At 43.9% G+C, this 19,953-nt stretch carries 20 protein-coding genes, 1 tRNA gene, 1 rRNA gene and 2 riboswitches; of the genes, 14 read left to right on the plus strand and 8 right to left on the minus strand.

Annotation, left to right across the window (positions count from 1 at the left end; all coding sequences use genetic code 11):
• Positions 1-776: 776 nt before the first annotated feature.
• From rrf to J2T20_RS23195, 10 genes are all read left to right on the plus strand, one after another.
• Positions 777-893 (plus strand): 5S ribosomal RNA (gene rrf / locus J2T20_RS23150).
• 344 nt (positions 894-1,237) lie between these two features.
• Complete coding sequence (gene guaB / locus J2T20_RS23155; RefSeq protein ID WP_307592057.1) at positions 1,238-2,695, plus strand: IMP dehydrogenase; 1,458 nt, start codon at positions 1,238-1,240, stop codon at positions 2,693-2,695.
• 127 nt (positions 2,696-2,822) lie between these two features.
• The gene (locus J2T20_RS23160) at positions 2,823-4,214 is read left to right on the plus strand and encodes a D-alanyl-D-alanine carboxypeptidase family protein (protein ID WP_307591987.1); all 1,392 of its coding nucleotides are present in this window, start codon (positions 2,823-2,825) and stop codon (positions 4,212-4,214) included.
• 112 nt (positions 4,215-4,326) lie between these two features.
• Positions 4,327-5,208 (plus strand): pyridoxal 5'-phosphate synthase lyase subunit PdxS, encoded by an 882-nt coding sequence (pdxS, locus tag J2T20_RS23165; RefSeq protein WP_307591988.1) that lies wholly within the window; start codon positions 4,327-4,329, stop codon positions 5,206-5,208.
• 18 nt (positions 5,209-5,226) lie between these two features.
• On the plus strand, positions 5,227-5,808 hold the full coding sequence (gene pdxT / locus J2T20_RS23170; RefSeq protein WP_307591989.1) for a pyridoxal 5'-phosphate synthase glutaminase subunit PdxT: 582 nt from the start codon (positions 5,227-5,229) through the stop codon (positions 5,806-5,808).
• Between the two features lie 89 nt (positions 5,809-5,897).
• Complete coding sequence (gene serS / locus J2T20_RS23175) at positions 5,898-7,184, plus strand: serine--tRNA ligase (protein WP_307591990.1); 1,287 nt, start codon at positions 5,898-5,900, stop codon at positions 7,182-7,184.
• Between the two features lie 62 nt (positions 7,185-7,246).
• Positions 7,247-7,335 (plus strand) — tRNA-Ser (locus J2T20_RS23180).
• Positions 7,336-7,498: 163 nt separating this feature from the next.
• The gene (locus tag J2T20_RS23185; protein WP_307591992.1) at positions 7,499-7,840 is read left to right on the plus strand and encodes a hypothetical protein; all 342 of its coding nucleotides are present in this window, start codon (positions 7,499-7,501) and stop codon (positions 7,838-7,840) included.
• Positions 7,841-7,853: 13 nt separating this feature from the next.
• The gene (locus tag J2T20_RS23190) at positions 7,854-8,003 is read left to right on the plus strand and encodes a small acid-soluble spore protein P (protein WP_307591994.1); all 150 of its coding nucleotides are present in this window, start codon (positions 7,854-7,856) and stop codon (positions 8,001-8,003) included.
• A gap of 104 nt (positions 8,004-8,107) precedes the next feature.
• Positions 8,108-9,196: a hypothetical protein gene (locus J2T20_RS23195; protein WP_307591996.1), complete on the plus strand. Its 1,089-nt coding sequence runs from the start codon at positions 8,108-8,110 to the stop codon at positions 9,194-9,196.
• A 78-nt stretch (positions 9,197-9,274) separates the two neighbouring features.
• On the opposite strand, the gene J2T20_RS23200 is transcribed toward J2T20_RS23195, so the two are convergent.
• Both J2T20_RS23200 and tadA read right to left on the minus strand, forming a co-directional pair.
• A complete protein-coding gene (locus tag J2T20_RS23200; protein ID WP_307591998.1) occupies positions 9,275-9,829 on the minus strand; it encodes a GNAT family N-acetyltransferase in 555 nt (184 codons plus the stop codon).
• Between the two features lie 9 nt (positions 9,830-9,838).
• The gene (gene tadA, locus J2T20_RS23205; RefSeq protein ID WP_307592000.1) at positions 9,839-10,357 is read right to left on the minus strand and encodes a tRNA adenosine(34) deaminase TadA; all 519 of its coding nucleotides are present in this window, start codon (positions 10,355-10,357) and stop codon (positions 9,839-9,841) included.
• 308 nt (positions 10,358-10,665) lie between these two features.
• On the opposite strand from tadA, the gene J2T20_RS23210 reads away from it, so the two are divergent.
• Positions 10,666-12,963 (plus strand): sensor histidine kinase, encoded by a 2,298-nt coding sequence (locus tag J2T20_RS23210; protein WP_307592002.1) that lies wholly within the window; start codon positions 10,666-10,668, stop codon positions 12,961-12,963.
• A 21-nt stretch (positions 12,964-12,984) separates the two neighbouring features.
• On the plus strand, positions 12,985-13,686 hold the full coding sequence (rluF, locus tag J2T20_RS23215) for a 23S rRNA pseudouridine(2604) synthase RluF (protein WP_307592005.1): 702 nt from the start codon (positions 12,985-12,987) through the stop codon (positions 13,684-13,686).
• 73 nt (positions 13,687-13,759) lie between these two features.
• Here the strand turns inward: rluF and motB are convergent, their stop codons facing one another.
• Positions 13,760-14,575: a flagellar motor protein MotB gene (gene motB / locus J2T20_RS23220; protein WP_307592007.1), complete on the minus strand. Its 816-nt coding sequence runs from the start codon at positions 14,573-14,575 to the stop codon at positions 13,760-13,762.
• The gene (gene motA / locus J2T20_RS23225) at positions 14,559-15,359 is read right to left on the minus strand and encodes a flagellar motor stator protein MotA (RefSeq protein ID WP_307592009.1); all 801 of its coding nucleotides are present in this window, start codon (positions 15,357-15,359) and stop codon (positions 14,559-14,561) included. The genes motB and motA overlap by 17 nt, the downstream gene beginning before the upstream one ends.
• Before the next feature lie 201 nt (positions 15,360-15,560).
• Between motA and J2T20_RS23230 the strand changes: the two genes are divergently transcribed.
• Both J2T20_RS23230 and J2T20_RS23235 read left to right on the plus strand, forming a co-directional pair.
• On the plus strand, positions 15,561-15,854 hold the full coding sequence (locus J2T20_RS23230; protein ID WP_307592011.1) for a hypothetical protein: 294 nt from the start codon (positions 15,561-15,563) through the stop codon (positions 15,852-15,854).
• Positions 15,855-16,053: 199 nt separating this feature from the next.
• On the plus strand, positions 16,054-16,341 hold the full coding sequence (locus J2T20_RS23235; RefSeq protein ID WP_307592013.1) for a 4a-hydroxytetrahydrobiopterin dehydratase: 288 nt from the start codon (positions 16,054-16,056) through the stop codon (positions 16,339-16,341).
• 125 nt (positions 16,342-16,466) lie between these two features.
• Here the strand turns inward: J2T20_RS23235 and J2T20_RS23240 are convergent, their stop codons facing one another.
• The 4 genes from J2T20_RS23240 to J2T20_RS23255 all read right to left on the minus strand — a co-directional run bounded on the left by J2T20_RS23240 (position 16,467) and on the right by J2T20_RS23255 (position 19,738).
• Positions 16,467-16,826 (minus strand): c-type cytochrome, encoded by a 360-nt coding sequence (locus J2T20_RS23240; RefSeq protein ID WP_307592015.1) that lies wholly within the window; start codon positions 16,824-16,826, stop codon positions 16,467-16,469.
• A gap of 127 nt (positions 16,827-16,953) precedes the next feature.
• Complete coding sequence (locus J2T20_RS23245; protein ID WP_307592017.1) at positions 16,954-17,439, minus strand: GNAT family N-acetyltransferase; 486 nt, start codon at positions 17,437-17,439, stop codon at positions 16,954-16,956.
• 813 nt (positions 17,440-18,252) lie between these two features.
• On the minus strand, positions 18,253-18,750 hold the full coding sequence (locus tag J2T20_RS23250) for a C40 family peptidase (RefSeq protein WP_307592019.1): 498 nt from the start codon (positions 18,748-18,750) through the stop codon (positions 18,253-18,255).
• Positions 18,751-18,755: 5 nt separating this feature from the next.
• A riboswitch (cyclic di-AMP (ydaO/yuaA leader) is annotated at positions 18,756-18,900 on the minus strand.
• Positions 18,901-19,270: 370 nt separating this feature from the next.
• Positions 19,271-19,738 (minus strand): C40 family peptidase, encoded by a 468-nt coding sequence (locus J2T20_RS23255; protein ID WP_307592059.1) that lies wholly within the window; start codon positions 19,736-19,738, stop codon positions 19,271-19,273.
• A gap of 17 nt (positions 19,739-19,755) precedes the next feature.
• Positions 19,756-19,894: riboswitch (cyclic di-AMP (ydaO/yuaA leader) on the minus strand.
• Between the last annotated feature and the right edge of the window lie 59 nt (positions 19,895-19,953).

The raw sequence follows: 19,953 nt of genomic DNA on the forward strand, positions 1-19,953 counted from the left end.
AACACGACCGTTAAGACCTCCAGCGCCGATGGTACTTGGACCGAAGGGTCCTGGGAGAGTAGGACGTTGCCAAGCACATGAGACCACTGTTGATTTCAACAGTGGTTTTTTGTTATGCAAAAATTCAATAATGAATGAATTTGAATATCTGATTACTATCTACATGAAACTAGCAATTAAGCTTGAGCCAAATTGCAGCTAAAGTAAATATACAGTAAGGTAGATCGGGTGAAGAACGCTATGCGGACTTCAGATCCCTTATTGTCTATAAATTACTCTATAAGTAAGTTATGCGGACACAGATGCCGTTATTTCTGAATATTGGGCTATTTATAGCCGAATTCTTGTAAATAAGGCCTTCTGAGTCCGCATAGATTAGGAATCCAGGTATTTGGAGTAAATAGCGTCCGCTGGGTCCGTTAAGCTTACCCATTCATCCTGAGCAGATCTCCACACCTGTTTGTTCATCCAGAGGGGAGTGGCATTCATACTGATCCCGATATCCTCGTATGTTCTTTCATCTAGTAGGGAGAGGCACTCATAATGAGTAGATCTCCACGCATGTTTTAATTGGAAAAAAATAAACCTCTCATGAGTTATTCAGGCTAATATTAAAAAACGGATTACTAGGAATATAAAAAAACTATTCTAATGATTGTGGTCCACGTGGCCGCATGAATGAAGATTTGCTTTTCAGCATTTGGCGATGCTGATACCTGAATTAACGCTTTGATATTCATTTACACTTCGGTGATGAATTGAATTTCAAAACGCCGTTTGGTGGCGATAGCGGAGGGGTTCCACGCGTACCCATCCCGAACACGACCGTTAAGACCTCCAGCGCCGATGGTACTTGGACCGAAGGGTCCTGGGAGAGTAGGACGTTGCCAAGCACATGAGACCACTGTTGATTCATTCAACAGTGGTTTTTTGTTTATTTTAAATTGCTGAAAGTGTCCGTCATAGGTGGACTCTTGTCCAAGAATTCGCTTTCGCAAGAAAGGTTCGAGGAATACCTTACTACTACGTGTAATATTCTTGACAGTGCAAAAAGCCTTTGCTAAGATGGCAATAATATATTTTTGGACAAGCATCTCAAACCTTTAATGAAGATACAATTAGGTACAACTTCCACGTCTCTTATAATTGTCTGTCGTGAATGGACTGGACTCGGAGTTTCTTCTTTTATAAAGTTTGTGGGCCTACGGAAATAGATATTAGAGGAGGAATGACCCAGGTGTGGGAAGATAAGTTTGGTAAAGAGGGACTAACGTTTGATGATGTACTGCTGGTGCCGCGTAAATCTGAGGTTTTGCCGAAGGAAGTGGACCTGTCAACCGTTCTTAGTAAGACTGTGAAGCTTAATATTCCACTTATGAGTGCAGGTATGGATACGGTGACAGAAGCAGCTATGGCGATTGCTATCGCGCGTGAGGGTGGCATTGGCATCATCCACAAGAATATGTCCGTGGAGCAGCAAGCGGAAGAGGTGGACCGCGTGAAGCGCTCCGAGAGTGGAGTCATTACAAATCCGTTCTCTCTTACTGCAAACCACTGGGTATCTGATGCTGAAGTACTGATGGGTAAGTACCGCATTTCAGGCGTACCTATCGTTGACGAGGATAATAAATTAGTCGGGATTTTGACGAACAGAGATTTGCGATTCATTCATGACTATAACATTCGTATCAGCGAAGTTATGACCCATGAGAACTTGGTTACTGCTGCTGTGGGTACAACTCTTCAAGAAGCCGAGGGTATTTTGCAGCGTCATAAGATTGAGAAACTTCCGCTCGTTGACGAGAACAATATTCTTAAGGGACTTATTACGATTAAGGATATTGAGAAGGCTATCCAGTTCCCTAACGGAGCTAAGGATTCTCAAGGTCGATTGCTTGTAGGGGCGGCTATCGGTATCTCTAAGGATACGTTCGAACGGGCTGAGGCTTTAGTACAAGCTGGTGTGGACCTTATTACCGTTGACTCTGCGCATGGTCACCATATCAACATTATAGAGGCTGTACGGCAGCTGCGTCAGCTCTATCCAGACCTGACGATCGTTGCTGGTAATGTGGCTACTGGTGATGCGACTCGTGAGTTGATTGAAGCCGGTGCTTCCGTAGTCAAAGTAGGTATCGGTCCAGGTTCGATCTGTACTACGCGTGTAATCGCAGGTATCGGCGTTCCGCAAGTTACAGCTATTTATGATTGTGCAACGGTTGCTCGTGAATACGGTATTCCAATCATCGCTGATGGTGGAATTAAGTACTCAGGAGAGATCACCAAAGCTATTGCTGCAGGTGCTCACGCCGTGATGATGGGAAGTTTGTTTGCAGGTACAGAGGAAAGCCCGGGTGAATCTGAGATTTATCAAGGCCGGAAATTTAAAGTCTACCGCGGCATGGGCAGCATGAGTGCCATGAAGCAAGGTAGCAAGGATCGTTACTTCCAGGATGATGATAAGAAACTCGTTCCTGAAGGGATCGAAGGGCGCGTTGCTTTTAAAGGACCACTCTCTGATACGGTTCATCAGTTAATTGGTGGTCTCCGCTCAGGTATGGGGTATTGCGGTACAAAATCACTTTCGGAATTGCAAAACGATACCTCATTTATTCGCATTACCGGGGCAGGGTTGCGTGAAAGTCACCCGCATGATGTACAAATTACGAAGGAAGCACCCAATTATTCCTTGTAATCGACCTTTAGTACTAAATTACGGACGGACAGGACGAATTTCGCCTTGTCTGTCTTTTTTTGCAGGTACCCCTGTGTTAGAATAGAACAAGCACGGGATATGAAGTTTAAAAGGAGAGTATAAATCATTGAAGTACAAGCAGCAATTTAACAGTAAACAATTCGTGATTAAGACAGCTACAGTAGGTCTTCTTATAAATATGCTAATGTTTTCTGCTATTCCGGCTATGGCCGAAGGGGAAAAAACACCTGCTACTACGGAGACAGGTACGGTAGCTCCAGCTACAGCAAAAGGAACAGCCGTAAAGATTCCTTCTGTGGATACTCTTGGTCTGGAATTGAAATCAGCGGTATTGATTGAGCCTACAACAGGGCAAGTGCTATTATCCTTAAATGCAGATGAGCCTTTACCTCCCGCAAGTATGACGAAAATGATGACAGAATATATTGTAGCGGATGCCGTGAAGAACGGTAAGATTACCTGGGATCAAAAGGTCATCGTTCAGAAAAATGCTTCTCTGCAGATCGGTTCGCGTATTTTTCTTGCTGAAGGGGACGAACATACGGTTGAGGAACTGTACATAGCGATGGCTGTTGGATCTGCAAATGATGCCACAGTAGCTCTTGCAGAACTGGTTGGAGGATCCGAAGAGGCCTTTGTGGCCATGATGAATGATACCGCGCAGAAGATGGGGATGAAAACAGCCTATTTTGTCAATTCTACAGGATTAAGCCGCGAGGATATGCCTGCTGAATTCCGCCCGGATATAGATAAGGAAACGGTAATGTCTGCAATGGACGCTGCTATTCTTGCTAAATATATTGTTACAGATCACCCTGATTTCACAAAATTCACGACCATTCAATCGTACAAATTCCGTCCACGGGATAAAGCTCCGATGATTAACTATAACTGGATGTTGGAAGCCAACAAAAATAACGTCAACTTTAAGGCATATGCTTATCCGGGTCTGGATGGTCTAAAGACCGGGCATACCGCCAGCGCAGGCAATTGCTTTACAGGTACAGCAGTTCGTGATGGCGTGCGGTTGATTAGTGTCGTTATGGGAGCTGATTCAGAAGCCCATCGCTTTACAGAAACGAAAAAGGTGCTTGATTATGGTTTCACTAATTTTGAAATCAAGCAGGTAATTGCCCCTAAGTCCGTTGTAGAAAGCAATCAAACGGTGCCGGTATTGAAAGGAAAGAATAAAGAGGTTTCCGTAGTTACCGATGCAGGTGTTACTTTTATTGTACCCAAAGGAACTACATCTCCTCAAATCACTGCCACGGCCCAAATTAATGATCCAGCAACTCTGGTTGCTCCTATTGCTAAAGGCTCAAAAGTAGGCAAGGTCACTTATTCCTACAAGGCTGAAGGGATGTCTCAAGCTCAGCAAAAGACTGTGAATCTGGTTACTTCGGATGAAGCGGAAAAGGCGGGCTGGTTTAAGCTGCTCTTTAGAGCAATAGGAGAATTTTTAGGCGATCTATTTAACGGAATCAAAAACTTGTTCTAATCGGCCTTCTTGTCGAAAACAGTAGAAATTCCGAGTAAGTGGGTTGTATATTTAGCCGCCTTGCGGTAAAATTACAAGTTAGATTAAGATAGATCAATCGGGAGGCTTGGACATGGAAACAGGAACAACGCGAGTTAAAAGAGGTATGGCAGAAATGCAAAAGGGTGGCGTCATTATGGACGTCATGAATGCAGAGCAAGCAAAAATTGCAGAGGCTGCGGGTGCAGTAGCCGTTATGGCTCTAGAACGCGTACCTTCTGATATCCGGGCAGCTGGCGGAGTAGCACGGATGGCCGATCCTACTATTGTAGAAGAGGTTATCAAAGTGGTTAGCATTCCTGTTATGGCTAAGGCTCGTATTGGGCATTACGTAGAAGCGAGAGTACTGGAGTCACTAGGTGTTGATTATCTGGATGAGAGTGAAGTCCTTACACCGGCTGACGAAGTGTTTCATATCAATAAAAGAGAATTCACCGTTCCTTTTGTGTGCGGAGCCAAGGATCTTGGAGAAGCACTGCGTCGTATTGGCGAAGGAGCATCTATGATCCGTACAAAAGGTGAGCCTGGAACCGGTAATATTGTGGAGGCAGTCCGTCATATGCGTGTCATTAACGGCCAAATCCGCAGAGTAACCAATATGTCTTTGGACGAACTTTATAATGAAGCAAAAAACCTGGGTGTTGCTTATGATCTTCTGCTTGAAGTACACCAGCTTGGCAAACTGCCGGTAGTTAACTTCGCTGCAGGCGGTGTAGCTACTCCTGCGGATGCAGCTTTAATGATGCATTTAGGAGCTGATGGCGTATTCGTTGGTTCTGGTATTTTTAAATCGGACAACCCTGAGAAATTTGCCCGTGCGATTGTAGAAGCTACAACTCACTTCACGGACTACAAATTGATTGCGGAAGTATCCAAGAATCTGGGTACACCAATGAAGGGTATTGATATTGCGACTTTGACTCCGGCTGAACGCATGTCGGAGCGTGGCCGTTAATAGAGAGAAGGTTACCGGATGAGAATAGGAGTGCTGGCGCTGCAAGGCGCTGTAACAGAGCATATTGTCAGTATAGAGAAGACCGGAGCTGAAGGCCTGCCCATCAAGCGCGTGGAGCAGTTGGAAGAGGTTGAAGGACTGATTATCCCAGGTGGAGAAAGCACAACGATCGGTAAGCTTATGAGCAAGTATGGCTTCATCGAGGCAATTCGTGATTTCTCCAATCAGGGAAAGCCGATATTCGGAACCTGTGCAGGTCTGATCTTGTTAGCTAAGCAAATTGCTAGCGGCGAACCGGGACATTTGGAACTGATGGATATTACCGTAGCCCGGAATGCATTTGGCCGTCAACGGGAAAGCTTTGAATGCGATCTGGATGTAAAAGGGATTGAGGAGCCGATTCGGGCAGTCTTTATCCGCGCCCCGCTGATTAATGAAGTGGGACCGGAGGTCGAGGTGCTCTCCGTTTACAAAGACGAGATTGTAACCGCACGGCAAGGCAATCTACTGGTTTCATCATTTCATCCGGAACTGACTGATGATTTCCGGCTGCATCAATATTTTACCGACATGGTAGAAGCCAGCGGCACAACCGCTTAATAAAACTGTATATATAGACACCCTTACTCTTTCAAAGCTGTTACCGGCAACTTGAAAGAGTTAAGGCTGTTTTCAGGAGGGAACCCTTTGTGTTAGATGTTAAAGTATTGCGTAGTGATTATGCCCGGGTTGAGCAAGCATTAGCAAACCGAGGCAAATCGCTTGATTTAATCGCGGAATTCCCACAACTGGATCTGCGCCGCCGTGAGCTGTTGCAGGAAACGGAAGGCTTGAAGAATCGTCGTAATATCGTATCTGGAGAAGTGGCAAAGCGCAAAAAGAATGGTGAGCCCGCAGACGAACTAATCATTGAGATGCGAAGTGTGTCTGATCGTATCAAAGAACTTGATGATGAGGTACGTGAGCTGGAGGCTCAGATTTCTGAACTGACGCTTAATATTCCGAATATTCCTCATGCTTCTGTACCTGTAGGCAAATCAGAAGAAGAGAATGTGGAAGTGCGCCGCTGGTCAAACCCGCGTGAATTTGGTTTCACACCTAAATCCCATTGGGAGCTTGCTCAGAATTTGGATATCATAGATTTTGAAGCCGCTGCCAAAGTAACGGGATCCCGGTTTGCTTTTTATAAAGGATTGGGTGCCAGACTTGAACGGGCTCTTATTAACTTTATGATGGATCTACACAGTGGAGAACATAACTATGAAGAGATGCTGCCTCCTTACATCGTAAACAAGGACAGCCTGTATGGTACAGGACAACTGCCTAAGTTCGAAGAGGATCTTTTCAAATTACGGGATACCGAATATTATTTGATTCCTACGGCAGAAGTGCCGGTAACGAATTATTATCGGGAAGAAATTCTGACTGCTGCTGATCTACCGAAATATCATGTGGCATACAGCTCCTGTTTTCGTTCTGAAGCCGGCTCAGCGGGTCGTGATACTCGCGGACTGATTCGCCAGCATCAATTCAACAAGGTAGAGCTGGTTAAGCTCACAACACCGGAATCCTCTTATGAGGAGTTGGAGAAAATGACGGCAGATGCAGAGCGTGTGCTGCAATTGTTGGAGTTGCCCTACCGTGTGCTGGGACTATGTACAGGTGATATGGGCTTTACCTCTGCTAAGACGTATGATTTAGAGGTTTGGCTGCCAGAAAGCGGCATGTACCGGGAGATCTCTTCTTGCTCTAATACAGAGGACTTTCAAGCACGCCGTGCTAATATTCGTTTCCGCTCAGAGCCTAAGGCTAAGCCGGAGTTCGTTCATACATTAAATGGATCAGCACTTGCAGTTGGACGTACTGTGGCCGCTATCCTTGAAAATTATCAGCAGGAAGATGGAAGTGTCTTAATTCCAGAAGTCTTGCAACCGTATATGCGCAATGTGAAATGTATTCAACTTAAATCTTTATAATTCACTTGCCAATACTTTTGTTGTATGGTACAATACTCTTGCATGTGAAATTTTGATGCATTGGAGAGGTACCGAAGCGGTCATAACGGGGCGGTCTTGAAAACCGTTAGAGTGCAAGCTCACGTGGGTTCGAATCCCACCCTCTCCGCCATATCCTAAATATACTTAAATTAGATATAAGTCGTTCCCTTCGGGGAGCGGCTTTTTTATTTTTTGTAACTTAATATGGTGCTACCGTATAGAGATCCTGAACCAGTAGAGAATAAAAAGCTTGTTTTCTCCGCAATGTAATGGGGAAGGAGGCTGATGATAATATGGAACGACAAATGCAACTGGACCAACATAGTCTTGTTAATGCTTGGAAAGAAAAGTTACCTGCCTTAATGAATGATGGGGACAGCTTTACAGTGCAAGCTGATGAAGCTGATGAGCAGACACTGCGTATTCATTTCAATGCAGCAGGCCGTCAGAAATACTCACTTGATTTTCGCTGTACTTATGTAGATAGCCGGGAGGTTGCCGTTGATCTGATCGATGTGGAGAAAAGTGGCCATCAAACGGATGAGCGCACGGATACCGTACAGGAGTTGGCGCAGCAATATACACGGCAGATTCATGAGTGTGCACAGGCCCTTCAAGGCCTAACAAATCCCTAGGAGGTGTGAAAAAGTGACCAAACCTAAAGCTATACCTGTACCAGAGGCTCAACCCTCTGGAGGAAACCAGAAGAGGGACCGTAAACCCGGGCCAGAGCCGCTTTCCGGTTCAAAAAAGGTGAAGCAGGCCAACCATGTAAGCCATCTTAATCCGGAAGGTTAGAAAAACAAAAATAAAAAATTCTTTCTAAATTGTTTCCCTATTTTTACAAATGGTTTATCATTAAGGAGGAGAGATATTTTTTTACATGGGAGAGGAGATCAATAATGTTTAAAAAATGGGGGATATCTGCAGCAGCCTTGTTGTTAACTGCAGCTGTAATACTACCGGCTTGTTCAAGCAAGCAAGAGCCTAAAGAGGCCTTGAAGGCAGCAGCCACCAAAGCAACAACGATGACATCGTATGAGATGAAGAGTAAATTTGTTATGAATAATTTGACCATAGAAGAGGGAGCTAGCGCGACGGACGGAATGACGACTCAGATTCTGAGCATGCTGAAGAATGCTGAGATTACTGTAGACGGTGTCTATCAAGCAAAACCGATGCAGACCGAGGCGACAATGGTACTGAACCTGAAGGGCGATATGGCCATGAGTTTTACCGTACCTATGGTTATTACACCGGAAAAGGTGTTTATCAAAATACCTTCAATTCCATTCGTCCCTCTTCCTGAGACCCTTGTGGGTAAATTTCTGGAGCTTGATCTGAAGGCGCTGGCTGAACAGGAAGGAACAGAGTTTAACCCGGCTACACTGGATACTCAGAAAGCCCAGAAGCTTTCCAATGAGGTGCTAGACACCTTGATGGCTGAATACGATGAGGCGAAGTACTTTAAGAATATAGACGTTAAGGATGCTAAACTTCCAGAGGGTGTCGACGCTAAACAGGTCATTCAGTTCCAAGTGACTAACGTCAATATTAAAGAAGCTATCACCATCCTTGTTAACGATGCCCTTCCAAAAATCATCGATATAGTAGGTAAGGAAGAATACAAGGATATGCTTCAGATTGACGCTGCTGATCTAGCTAAGGCCAAAACTGAATTGCAGTCCGGTGAAACCAGAGCTGAGATGGATAAAGGTCTTGCTGATCTTGGCAAATACTTGACGATTAATCAATTCCACTTCAATACAGCGATTAACAAAGATGATTTCCCGATTTATCAGGACTTAGTAATGGATATTAAAGTGAGTGATCCGGAACAGGGTACAAATGTAGGGATATCAATGACCGGCAGCAACCAGTACAGCAAGATCAATGAGAAACCAGTGTTTAAGATTGGTATTCCTCAAGGTGATGATGTAGTGACTATGGAAGAGCTGCAGGAACAATTCGGTGTTATGGGTTCATATTAATCTTTAAAATTGCAAAATCCCGTTTTGAGCGTAAACTTTACGCCCAAACGGGATTTTTTTGATCAGTATAAATTTATGTTATAGAACTTCGTCAGCCAAAATGGCATAGGTTTGGTGATCCTGCCATTCCCCATTGATCTTGATAAAGCCACGGGCCGTCCCTTCGGGTTGAAAATGATTTTTCTCCAGTACTCGGCGTGATGCAGAATTATGAACAAGAATCGCAGCCTGAACCCGATGCAGCGCTAGAGCACGGAAGGCGAATTGCAGTATTAAGCCTACAGCAGCTGTCATATACCCTTTAGACTGCACTTCCTGATCCATAAAGTATCCTATATCAGCGAACTGTCCTACGCCCCGCACAATATTGGATAAAGTAATTTGACCAATCAGACTTCCATCAAGGAGATAAATTCCAAACATATAAGCCTTGTCTTGCAGAGCCTCCAGTGTACGGCGGTTGAGAAGCTGCTGCTGTCCTTCTAGGGTATAAAAATCCTCATCGTGTATGGGTTCATACCGTTGGTGAGCCCTGCGGTTACTGAGGCGCAACGCCAGCAGCTGCTCCGCGTCTTCCATCTGTAGCTGTGAAATATATATGCCTACGGGCTTATTAAAAAAAGTTAAATGCATTAGTTTTCCTTACTCCTCTTCTGCCGTTTTGATTTTTGCATGCTTTTGACGTAAGCGTCTGAAGAATGTAGTTAGGAGCTCAGCGCATTCCTCTTGCAGGATTCCCTGTATGACTTCGGTACGGTGGTTAAAGCGCGGTTCTTCCAGAAGATTCATTAACGTCCCAGCACAGCCTGCTTTTGGATCGGGTGTACCGTAAACCGTCAACGGTATTCTTGATTGTACAATGGCTCCAGCGCACATCGGGCAGGGCTCAAGGGTTACATAGAGCCGACAACCGAGTAAACGCCACGAGTTCAGTGCTTTGCTCGCCTCCCGTATAGCAACCATCTCTGCGTGAGCTGTCGAATCCATTGTGGTTTCACGTAAATTGTATCCACGACCGATAATTTTCCCTTGGCAGACTACGATTGCTCCTATAGGAACCTCACCCAGCGCTTCTGCTTTGCGTGCTTCTACAATGGCTTCCCTCATCCAGAATTCATGCAAGGGATCTTCACTAACCGATTTATCTTCTATATTACTCAAAACAATCTTCTCCTCTATATTAACTATTGTCCAACGAACAAATATTCGCTCTTAACAAATTGTGTATAAGTCTGTGGATAACAGGCGACTTATACACAATTTTGTGCACATCGCGTTTGGATAATTTGTTTATATGTGCATAACGTGTGGATGATTCTTTATACATTGTAGAGAAAGACATTTTATTTTTCAATCTTTCTTGTAATAAGGCATCCTATAATTGTCTTTCCAAATGGGTGGGCAAAAGGTATGATACTTATTGAACGCTTCGCTAGGATTTACCAGCGGATAAGAGGGGAATAATTAGGTTGTCCATTCAAACAAAACTTTCAGGTATTATTTTTGGTTCAGTCGTGCTTATTTTAGCGCTGAATCAGACACTTAACCTATATGCTACCCGTGATAATTTGCGCCAATCGAGTGAAAGTAATATGAAGATGGTTGCTATGCAGATTGCCGTCTCTGTAGAACAGAGTAGATATAGCTCCAACTATGTCGAATCTCAGATAGCGCGGAACTTGCGAATGGCTGCCGGGCTTATCTCTGATGAATTGGATCGGGATATTAAGAATATAGAAAATGAGGAACTTAAGAATCTGGCTGCTAAGCTGGAGATTTCTAATATATCGCTTTTGGTTAAGACAAAAGATGACATTGTAGTGGCTAAATCATCAGATCCCAAAGAGCTCGGTTTATCTACTAAAGAGTGGGGATTTTGGTACACCGCCTTTTTAGATCTGTTCCAGGGACGTACAGTCTCCGTAGCTCAAGGGCAGAAGATGGACAATTTTTGGTCAGGGCCTTTCGAATACTCTTCCTCTAATCCTGAATTTATCGAGAAATGGGGATACTATTATGATGGGCGCAGTAATTACATCATTGATCCTTATATCCGCAGTACCTCAGTCACTGACTATGTAAAAGTAATGAGCCCCGATGAGATTGTGAAGCAGACCAAAGGCGTAAATCCTAGCATTCTCGAAGTCACGGGCTTTAATCCAGACACATTTGGTTCGGTAACAATGAAGGATGACGGAAGTGATGATGTTAATACAAAACTTCGGAATCGTCCGATTAAATACGGAACCTATATCTATGGTAATGTGGATCAGGACAAATTAGCAATAGCAGATGCTCTGAATCGAGGTAAACCGGTTACAATAGATACAGTTATTCATGGCAAAAGAGTACTTAAAAGCTTCATACCTGTTATACAGCCTGATATTGGTTCTTATGTGCTTAGTGTTGTGATGGATTATTCTGTTATTTCCTCGGTTATCAAAGAACAGCTTCTAAATAATATTTCTATTTCCTTATTGCTGCTAGTAGCTTTTTTACTGGGGAGCCATGTGTTGGCCGGGTTTATAATTCGTCCTATTCAGGAGATTCTAAATAAAGTTAACAATGTTGCCCGGGGGGAGTTTGAACCGCCCTTGGAGGTGCGCAGTCGGGATGAACTGGGATTGTTAGCCCTCCGAATCAACGCGATGACTCATAATCTTATGCAGCATACCAATCGTTTGAGACAGACTCTCGAAGAGAACCGGGCAGTGAAGGAGCATCTTGAATCTGTTATTAACGGTACATCCGACGCTATTCATACCATGGATATGGATGGACGGATTGTCAGCATTAATCGTGCCTTCGAAGAGCTTTACGGGTGGAGCGGTGCCGAAGTGATAGGGAAGGCTCCCTATCTGATACCCGCTCCGGCCCTGCAGCAGGAAGAGGACCGGCTGAATGAGTTGAAGCAGGGCAGGGCTGTTCCGCCGCTAGAGACGGTTAGACTTAAGCGAGGTGGGGCAGTTGTTGAGGTCAGCGTCAGCACCTCCGTGATTCGTGATGAGGAAGGAAATCCGCTATCATTCATTCACGTCTCCCGTGATATGACGGAGCGTAATCGAATGGAAGAGTTGCTGAGACGTTCCGAGAAGCTAACTACTGTAGGTCAGCTGGCAGCCGGTGTGGCACATGAAATTCGGAATCCACTGACAACCCTCCGGGGGTTTTTGCAGCTGCAGCAAGAGAAGAAGCTGTTAATACCGCTGCACATCGACTTGATGTTATCTGAGCTTGAACGGATTAACTTAATAGTCAGTGAATTTTTGATACTGGCTAAGCCGCAGGCGGTGCATTTTCAACAAAAGGATCTGCGGTATATTTTAAGTGATGTTATCTCTTTGTTAGATAGTCAGGCGCATCTATGCGGGGTTCAGTTTGAGAGTAAAATGTCAGAGCATCCGGCATCCGTTCACTGCGAGGAGAATCAACTGAAACAAGTATTTATTAATATCTTCAAGAATGCTATCGAAGCGATGCCGGCTGGGGGAACGATTTTAATTGAACAATATAATGATCCTGACTCTGTAGTTATTGTTATTACCGATGAAGGAGAGGGTATATCCGGGGAAGTGCTGCCTAAGCTTGGGGAGCCATTTTTTACGAATAAAGAGACCGGCACTGGGCTGGGACTCATGATTAGCCAGCGTATTATTCAGGCTCATAAAGGGAGTCTGGAGATTAAAAGTGAAGTGGGCCGCGGGACTGAGATTACAATTAAAATACCATTCAGCGGGGAAGCTGCTCCACAAGAGAGCATTTTATGAAGAACGGAGTGGAAATATAACGTGAGAATTAATAAATTCATCAGTGAGACGGGTTACTGCTCACGACGGGAAGCGGACAAGCTGGTGGAGGCTGGCAGGGTCACCATCAACGGAGAACGCGCTGTGCTGGGAAGTCAGGCTGTTCCAGGTGATGATGTCCGAATAGACGGCCAGACCTTAGAGACGGAGAGTCAGACCGTTTACATTGCTCTCAACAAGCCTACCGGTATTACCTCGACTACAGAAGAGCATATTAGAGGGAACATAGTTGATTTTATAGGACACCATGATCGTATATTCCCTATCGGGAGGCTAGACAAAGATTCCGAGGGATTGATACTATTAACCAATGATGGAGATATCGTCAATAAAATATTACGTGCGGAGGGGCAACATGAGAAGGAATATGTTGTTACCGTTGATAGGCCCATTACATCCTCTTTTCTTGCCGGTATGTCAACGGGAGTCAAGATCATGGGAGAGAAAACTCTGCCCTGCGAAGTAACACGTATTACAGATCGGGTATTCCGTATTATTTTAACAGAGGGCAAAAACAGGCAAATTCGCCGTATGTGCAGCGCCTTTGGTTATGAGGTTAGAAAGCTCCAGCGTATCCGGATTATGAACATCAGGCTGGGGGCGCTCCAAATGGGAGAGTGGCGTGACTTGACGCCGGAGGAGAAGGCGGATCTTGGGAATATGCTGAATTATGAGCTACAATAACATATAAGCAAAAGAGCTATCCATGAGGCCTATTGAGACCTTGGGGATAGCTCTTATTGTTTTAACTGTTCAATTATTTGGAGGAAGCTGAGACTGTATTTACCGCATTGGGATCCTGGTACTTCCGAAGGATAGAGACCTCAACACGTCGGTTTTTGGCCCGTCCTTCAGCGGTTGCATTATCGGCGATCGGATGATATTCCCCATAGCCTATAGGACTGAATTTTTTTGGATTGAGGTTGGTGTTCAATAATAAAATTTTCATAAAATGTAGTGCCCGGTCCACACTAAGATCCCAGTTGGAAGAATAGCTGCTGTTTGAAATAGGGATATTGTCGGTATGCCCCTGTACGAGTACTTCATAATCCGGGAATTGCTGCAGCATAGTCGATATAGATTTTGCTAATTGACGGGAATCGTCTTTGACAAGGGCTAATCCCGAGGAGAACAAAGCATTATCACTAATCGTAATCATAAGCTGAGATTGATTCAGCTTAGTGTTCAAAAGATCGGTTAATCCGTTATTCTTAATGTATTGATCGAACTGCTTCTTAAGTTTCTCGAGATCTTGCTGTTCCTGCTTGCGGAGCTTAGCAATCTCAGCCTCACCGGTATTTTCTTCGACGATATTGTCCATTTTCTTTCCTTTACCCTGATCAAGGCTGCTATCGGTGGGTGTCGCTGAGCTTTTGTCTAGAATACCTGTTCCGCCATTAAGTGCGGAGCTGAAAGCCTGACTCATCTCTTCGAATTTTTTGGCGTCAGTTGCACTCATGGCATACAGAACAAGGAACAGGGCGACAAGCAGCGTCATTAGATCGGAATAAGGGAGCAGCCAAGATTCGTCGGCATGCTCCTCGTGTTCCTCGTGTCTAGTCTTTTTGCTCACCCGAGCCAGCCTCCTTCTCGTTCATCTTGGCACGCTCTGAAGGAGTTAGGAATACGGAGAGCTTCTGATTAATCGCAATGGTTGAAACTCCGGATTGAATGGAAAGCAAGCCTTCAACCATCATCAGTCGGATTTCAATCTCCCGTTTAGACAAACGCTTTAGCTTTGTTGCAATGGGATGCCATAACACGTACCCGGTAAAGATACCAAGCACTGTGGCAATGAAGGCTCCCCCGATGGCATGAGCGAGCTTTTCCATCTCACCCATATCAGCCATGGCCGCAATCAGACCGATAACGGCTCCCAGAACCCCTAGGGTCGGAGCATACATACCTGCTTGGGAAAAAATAAGTGCTCCTGCTTTATGTCGATCTTCTGTAGCGTGGATATCCTCCATAAGAACATCGCGGACAAATTCCTGATCGTTACCATCAATAATCATCCGCATACCGTTTCTAAGGAAAGCATCCTCAATTTCATCAACCTTAGATTCCAAGGCAAGTAAGCCCTCGCGGCGTGTAATGGAGGCCCATTCCATAAACATAGTGATTAAATCAGTCTTTTTGATCAACTTTTGGCTGACAAAAACGATTTTGAATAGCTTGGGAATCTTCTTCATTTCACTCATTGGAAAGGCCATGAAGAGTGACGCTGCAGTACCCAGTATGATAATTACGTAAGCTGCCGGGGCCAACAAGCTGTAAAGAGGGGCTCCTTTGAGGACCATCCCCCATAGTACTGCAATCAAGCTGAGAACTATACCGATTATTGTTGAAATTTCCATTATGCACCTCGTCCATGAGTTTTAAGAAGTGATCCGACAATACCGCTTTTATCATCCTTGAACGGCGGCGGGACACTTGCGCGATACGACCAACGTATATTCTTATTTATCGACAGGATTCCCTTTTTTGTGAAGTCATTTTTTCGGCTATAATGGATAAGTAAGTAATTATCCATCTGTGAAGAAAACGGAGTGATTGTCGTGGGTGTAAAGCATGGTAGAGATTACGCTGATATTTTGGATGAATTATCGTTAGCAGTAGGACGTATATCGGACGGTTATTTATTTTTTGAGATGGAACCGGATGAATGGATGGAGCTCCCTGAGGAATCAAAGCTTGAGGTATGGGAGGCTTTGGCTGAGGACCTATTCTTTGCCCTCGGGGAAGAACCGGTGATTCAGGTAGGAGGCGGAGTTGTTATTTATGACAAGGAGACACACCGCATTAACATTTTGGTCGGGGAAGAAGATCTGGCCTCAGTGCCACTCGTTTAAGGATGCTGCAAACCGGGTGTAATTTGCCCGAGTCTCCCAGCCCATGGTAAAATTAATTTTAGTTAAGTTATATTTGTTGCAAGGGAAGAATACACTAACTGAAAATTGCCATGATTTTGGTACATCCCTTGGACTAAGAAACTAAGGGATGTTTTTACTTATAATAAAGTAAAGCCTTTAACAGGGGAGGAAACAAAAAGTGTTATTTACGGGACAGGAATTGCTTGAACAGGTAGGCAAGCTCGAAGGTTGGAAGCTGGATAATGAATCGATGGTACGTAAATACATGTTCAATGAATTCATGAAGGGAATTGCATTTGTGGATGAAGTTGCCACGATCTCAGAGGCATTTAACCACCATCCTCATATTACGATCGACTATAAAGCCGTAATCCTTCGGCTTACAAGCCATAATGAAGGCGGAATTACTTCAGTTGATATTCGTGAAGCCCATGAATTTAATGAAGCCTTTGAGAAGAATCGTTAGGTAACCGTATATCCAAGAATGAGAGCCCTGAACAAAAAATACGCCTGTGCATGTAGGAGAAGACTCCTCTGCACAGGCGTATTTGTATATGGATAATAAGACAAGTATGATTTCAGATCAGTGAATTATTTCTTCTCCGAGAGCCACATCGCGATGTTCGCAATTTCTTCCGGTGCGAGTTTTTCCTTGAAGGAAGGCATTTGCCCACTGCCTTTGGCCACAATGCTGAAAATCTCTTCGGCATCATGCTCGCTGCCTATGTTCTGCAGGCTAGGGCCAACTCCACCCTGAAGTTGATCTCCGTGACAAGTGATACATTGGGCCTTTTGTAACGTCGCCTCAGCCTTTGCCGCGTCCAGTTGGACTACGGGCATTGTCGGATTGTTCTCCTCGGCAACTTGTTCTTTGCCTGGCAGAGTGAACATCAGTATTACTGCAAAGGCGCAGGCGGCAAAGAATAAACCGCTCATAATCCATTTTTGCATCCGCAATCGTCCCTTCTATGTAAGCTACTCCCTATATTATAACGGAAGGTGAAGCGGTATCATAGCACTTGTGGCAAAAAAATGAACGGATTTAGGGATCGTTCCTTAAAAAACAAGTATCAAGGTATTATTTATCATAGACCATGCAATAAAATGGCTTATCTCCAGTGGGTGTCCGCCGCTCATATGTATCCGTAATCGTAAATCCGCATTTACGATAGGTTCGGATAGCACGTTGATTCCAAGTGAGCACTTCGAGATCAATTTCCCATTCAGGGTAACGTTTCAAAGCTAACTTAACTATAGAATCCACGAATAGCTTTCCTAATCCGTGTCCGCAGAAATCAGGGTTCATACCGATGCCTAGCCGAACAACACCTTCCATGGGGAAGAGTTGTGCAAAACCGCAAAATACATGCTGATCATTTACCACGGATACATATTGTTGACTGCGTATCTCCGGGTCTCCGAATTCTATGCCAAAAGCTTGCATTTGGTCCCAGGGCTGCCATCCGTAAATATTATAAGGGGGTTCATAATTCCAAAGGCAGATCTCTTCTGCATGTGTGGTTTCCATAGGAACAACATGAAAGGTTACAGGAGAACTAATCATAGGTCAAAGACCTCCTTTCAGGAAATTAATCTATATCTAATTATATACAAAAAGAGCCATAATCGACTCAAGAACTTTTTGAAGGGAAAAACTTGACAAAAACAAAAAGATATTTTATGAAAAAACGCATTAAGGGGTGATTTGCTGTTTTACGGTTGGTGGAAAGGGTAAAAATAAGTATGAATAAAATAAAGGCTCAACACCAAGATAGTGCTTGACAGGTGAAGAGAAGCTGAAGACCAATTACACGGCGCAGGAACTCGATCTGGCGCTGGCTGTTTTATAACACAGATTAAAGTACAATGAACGTTTGGGTGAACGGGTGATTCGCGCAGGAAGGAAGGAAGAAACAGCCAACTCCCTTGTACCACACCTACAAACAACACCCAAGAAACTACTTTCTACTCTCTTACACAAACTTCTTGACGCTACCAAAACTCGGAGATAGTCAGTGAAATAGATGTATTTTATACACTTATTTCTAGCCTATGGCGCTCGGATGTATGGATAGATGTACTTTGTGCAACTAAAAACATGAATATGCCGGTTAAACCCCGGAATACCCAAAAATAAGTGTATAAAGTGCAATTAAACACCCTAAAGCCCTAAAGTGTGCTAAGGGAGAAATATAAGTGTACATTGTGCAACTATATATATTGAAAACCATGTCGGGTATTTACCATTTAATCTCAAATTGATGGCGTTTCGTTCAGTATTAGCGGGTTTCGAGAAAGAGCCAAAATAAATTGACAAAAAAATAAGCCCCCCCCATGATTTCGGCAAAAATCGCGGAGTAGAGCTTATCGGTATTACTTATTGTACATCGTCATTTTCTTCTTGAGCATCAATTGCAACGGTCTTATAAGCGCTTGAGCTCATAATTCGTTTGGCGCCAACGTAGCGGTTGACGTAGTAACTGTCACTTAGCGTACTAATGGTTACACCACGTGAGGATGAAGCATGTGCAAATTTACCATCGCCGACATAAATGCCAACATGTGAAACGCCTTTTCCACTGGTATTGAAGAATAGAAGATCTCCAGCTCTTAATTCATTACGGGAAACTGCAGTACCCATTTGATATTGAGAACCAGATTGGTGTGGCAGATCAATACCGATCTTGTCGAAGACGTACATGGTAAAACCAGAGCAATCAAAGCCACTTGTCGATACTCCACCGGCTACGTATTTAGTTCCAATAGTTTTATCGATGACTTGGTCCATCTTGGAATCCGCGAAAGCGCTTCCTGCTCCAATTGCTGTAAAAATAATAGAAAAACTAAGTACTGCGGCTGCTAACTTTTTCTTCAAAAGTGTAAACCCCTTCCAAATGCCTACGAGGTTAGCTTAAGGGTTCGGTTGAAGGTCCCCTATGACCCCTCTTAGAATAGGAGGTCAATTCACCCAAAGTGGTTCCCCCGTTTTCCTTGTTTTATTAAGGAAACTCGGCACGTACTGATGTTGCGAATAATCTTACATGAAATACATGACAAAACGTTCGTAAAGGACGAGCTAATCATTACAAAAATGTTACTATAAACTCACTGCGATTATTGTAACAAACAGAGCTCAAGTTGGCAATCACTTATAACATATTAATATGAAAATATTGAGATATTTGAAAGCTAAATAGCCTGTTAAATCCTGATGTGGCGCTAAATAGACAAGTTTTTAAGGTTTTTTTTGCATTTTTTATCCAAAAATCGTTTCGGCAACGTTTTATACGTGTAAAAGGTAGAATAAGGAAAATAAAAACCCGGAAATGATTACGGCAATAATCATTTCCGGGTTGAATAGTCGATTGTATATTTAGTTATTTAGTTAGGGTAGATCAATCAAAAGCAATAGATTTGTATGCTGTAGTGCTCATAACTCTTTTAGCGCCAACGTAGCGGTTGGCCCAGTAGGACTGGCTCAGCGAACTAATATTTACACCGCGTGAAGATGAAGATTGTGCGAATTTACCATTACCGACATAAATACCAACATGGGACACGCCTTTTCCGAAGGTGTTGAAGAAAATTAAGTCACCGGAACGCAGCTGGTTGCGCGCAATGGAGGTACCTACTTTGAATTGAGCTTTTGAAGTACGAGGTAAGGTAAGACCTACTTTTGTAAATACGTACTTGGTGAACCCTGAACAGTCAAAGCCGGCTGTACTCGTGCCACCGAATTTATACGTCGTTCCTATGGTTTTAGCAATGACTGTATCCATTTTGGAGTCAGCGAAAGCACTGCTGCTTCCAAGAGTGAATGCCATCACAAGTCCCAATGCTGCTGCGGTGCATTTTTTCTTCAAGTTATGACTTTTCAAAGATGTATTCCTCCTAGTGCCGGCGAGGTTAGCTTAAGGGTTCGGTGGAAGGCCCCCTATGATCCCTCTGTAAGGAGATCAATTCACCCAAAATATGGTTCCCCCACTTCCTGGTGCTCAGGAATTTGGCGTTTTGTGCACCTAAATCGAAACCTAACAACAGCCACAGGTACTCCAATTTTGTACTGAAAAGTTACGAA

Source organism: Paenibacillus wynnii (genome assembly GCF_030812855.1).
GTDB classification, from domain to species: domain Bacteria; phylum Bacillota; class Bacilli; order Paenibacillales; family Paenibacillaceae; genus Paenibacillus_AQ; species Paenibacillus_AQ wynnii_A.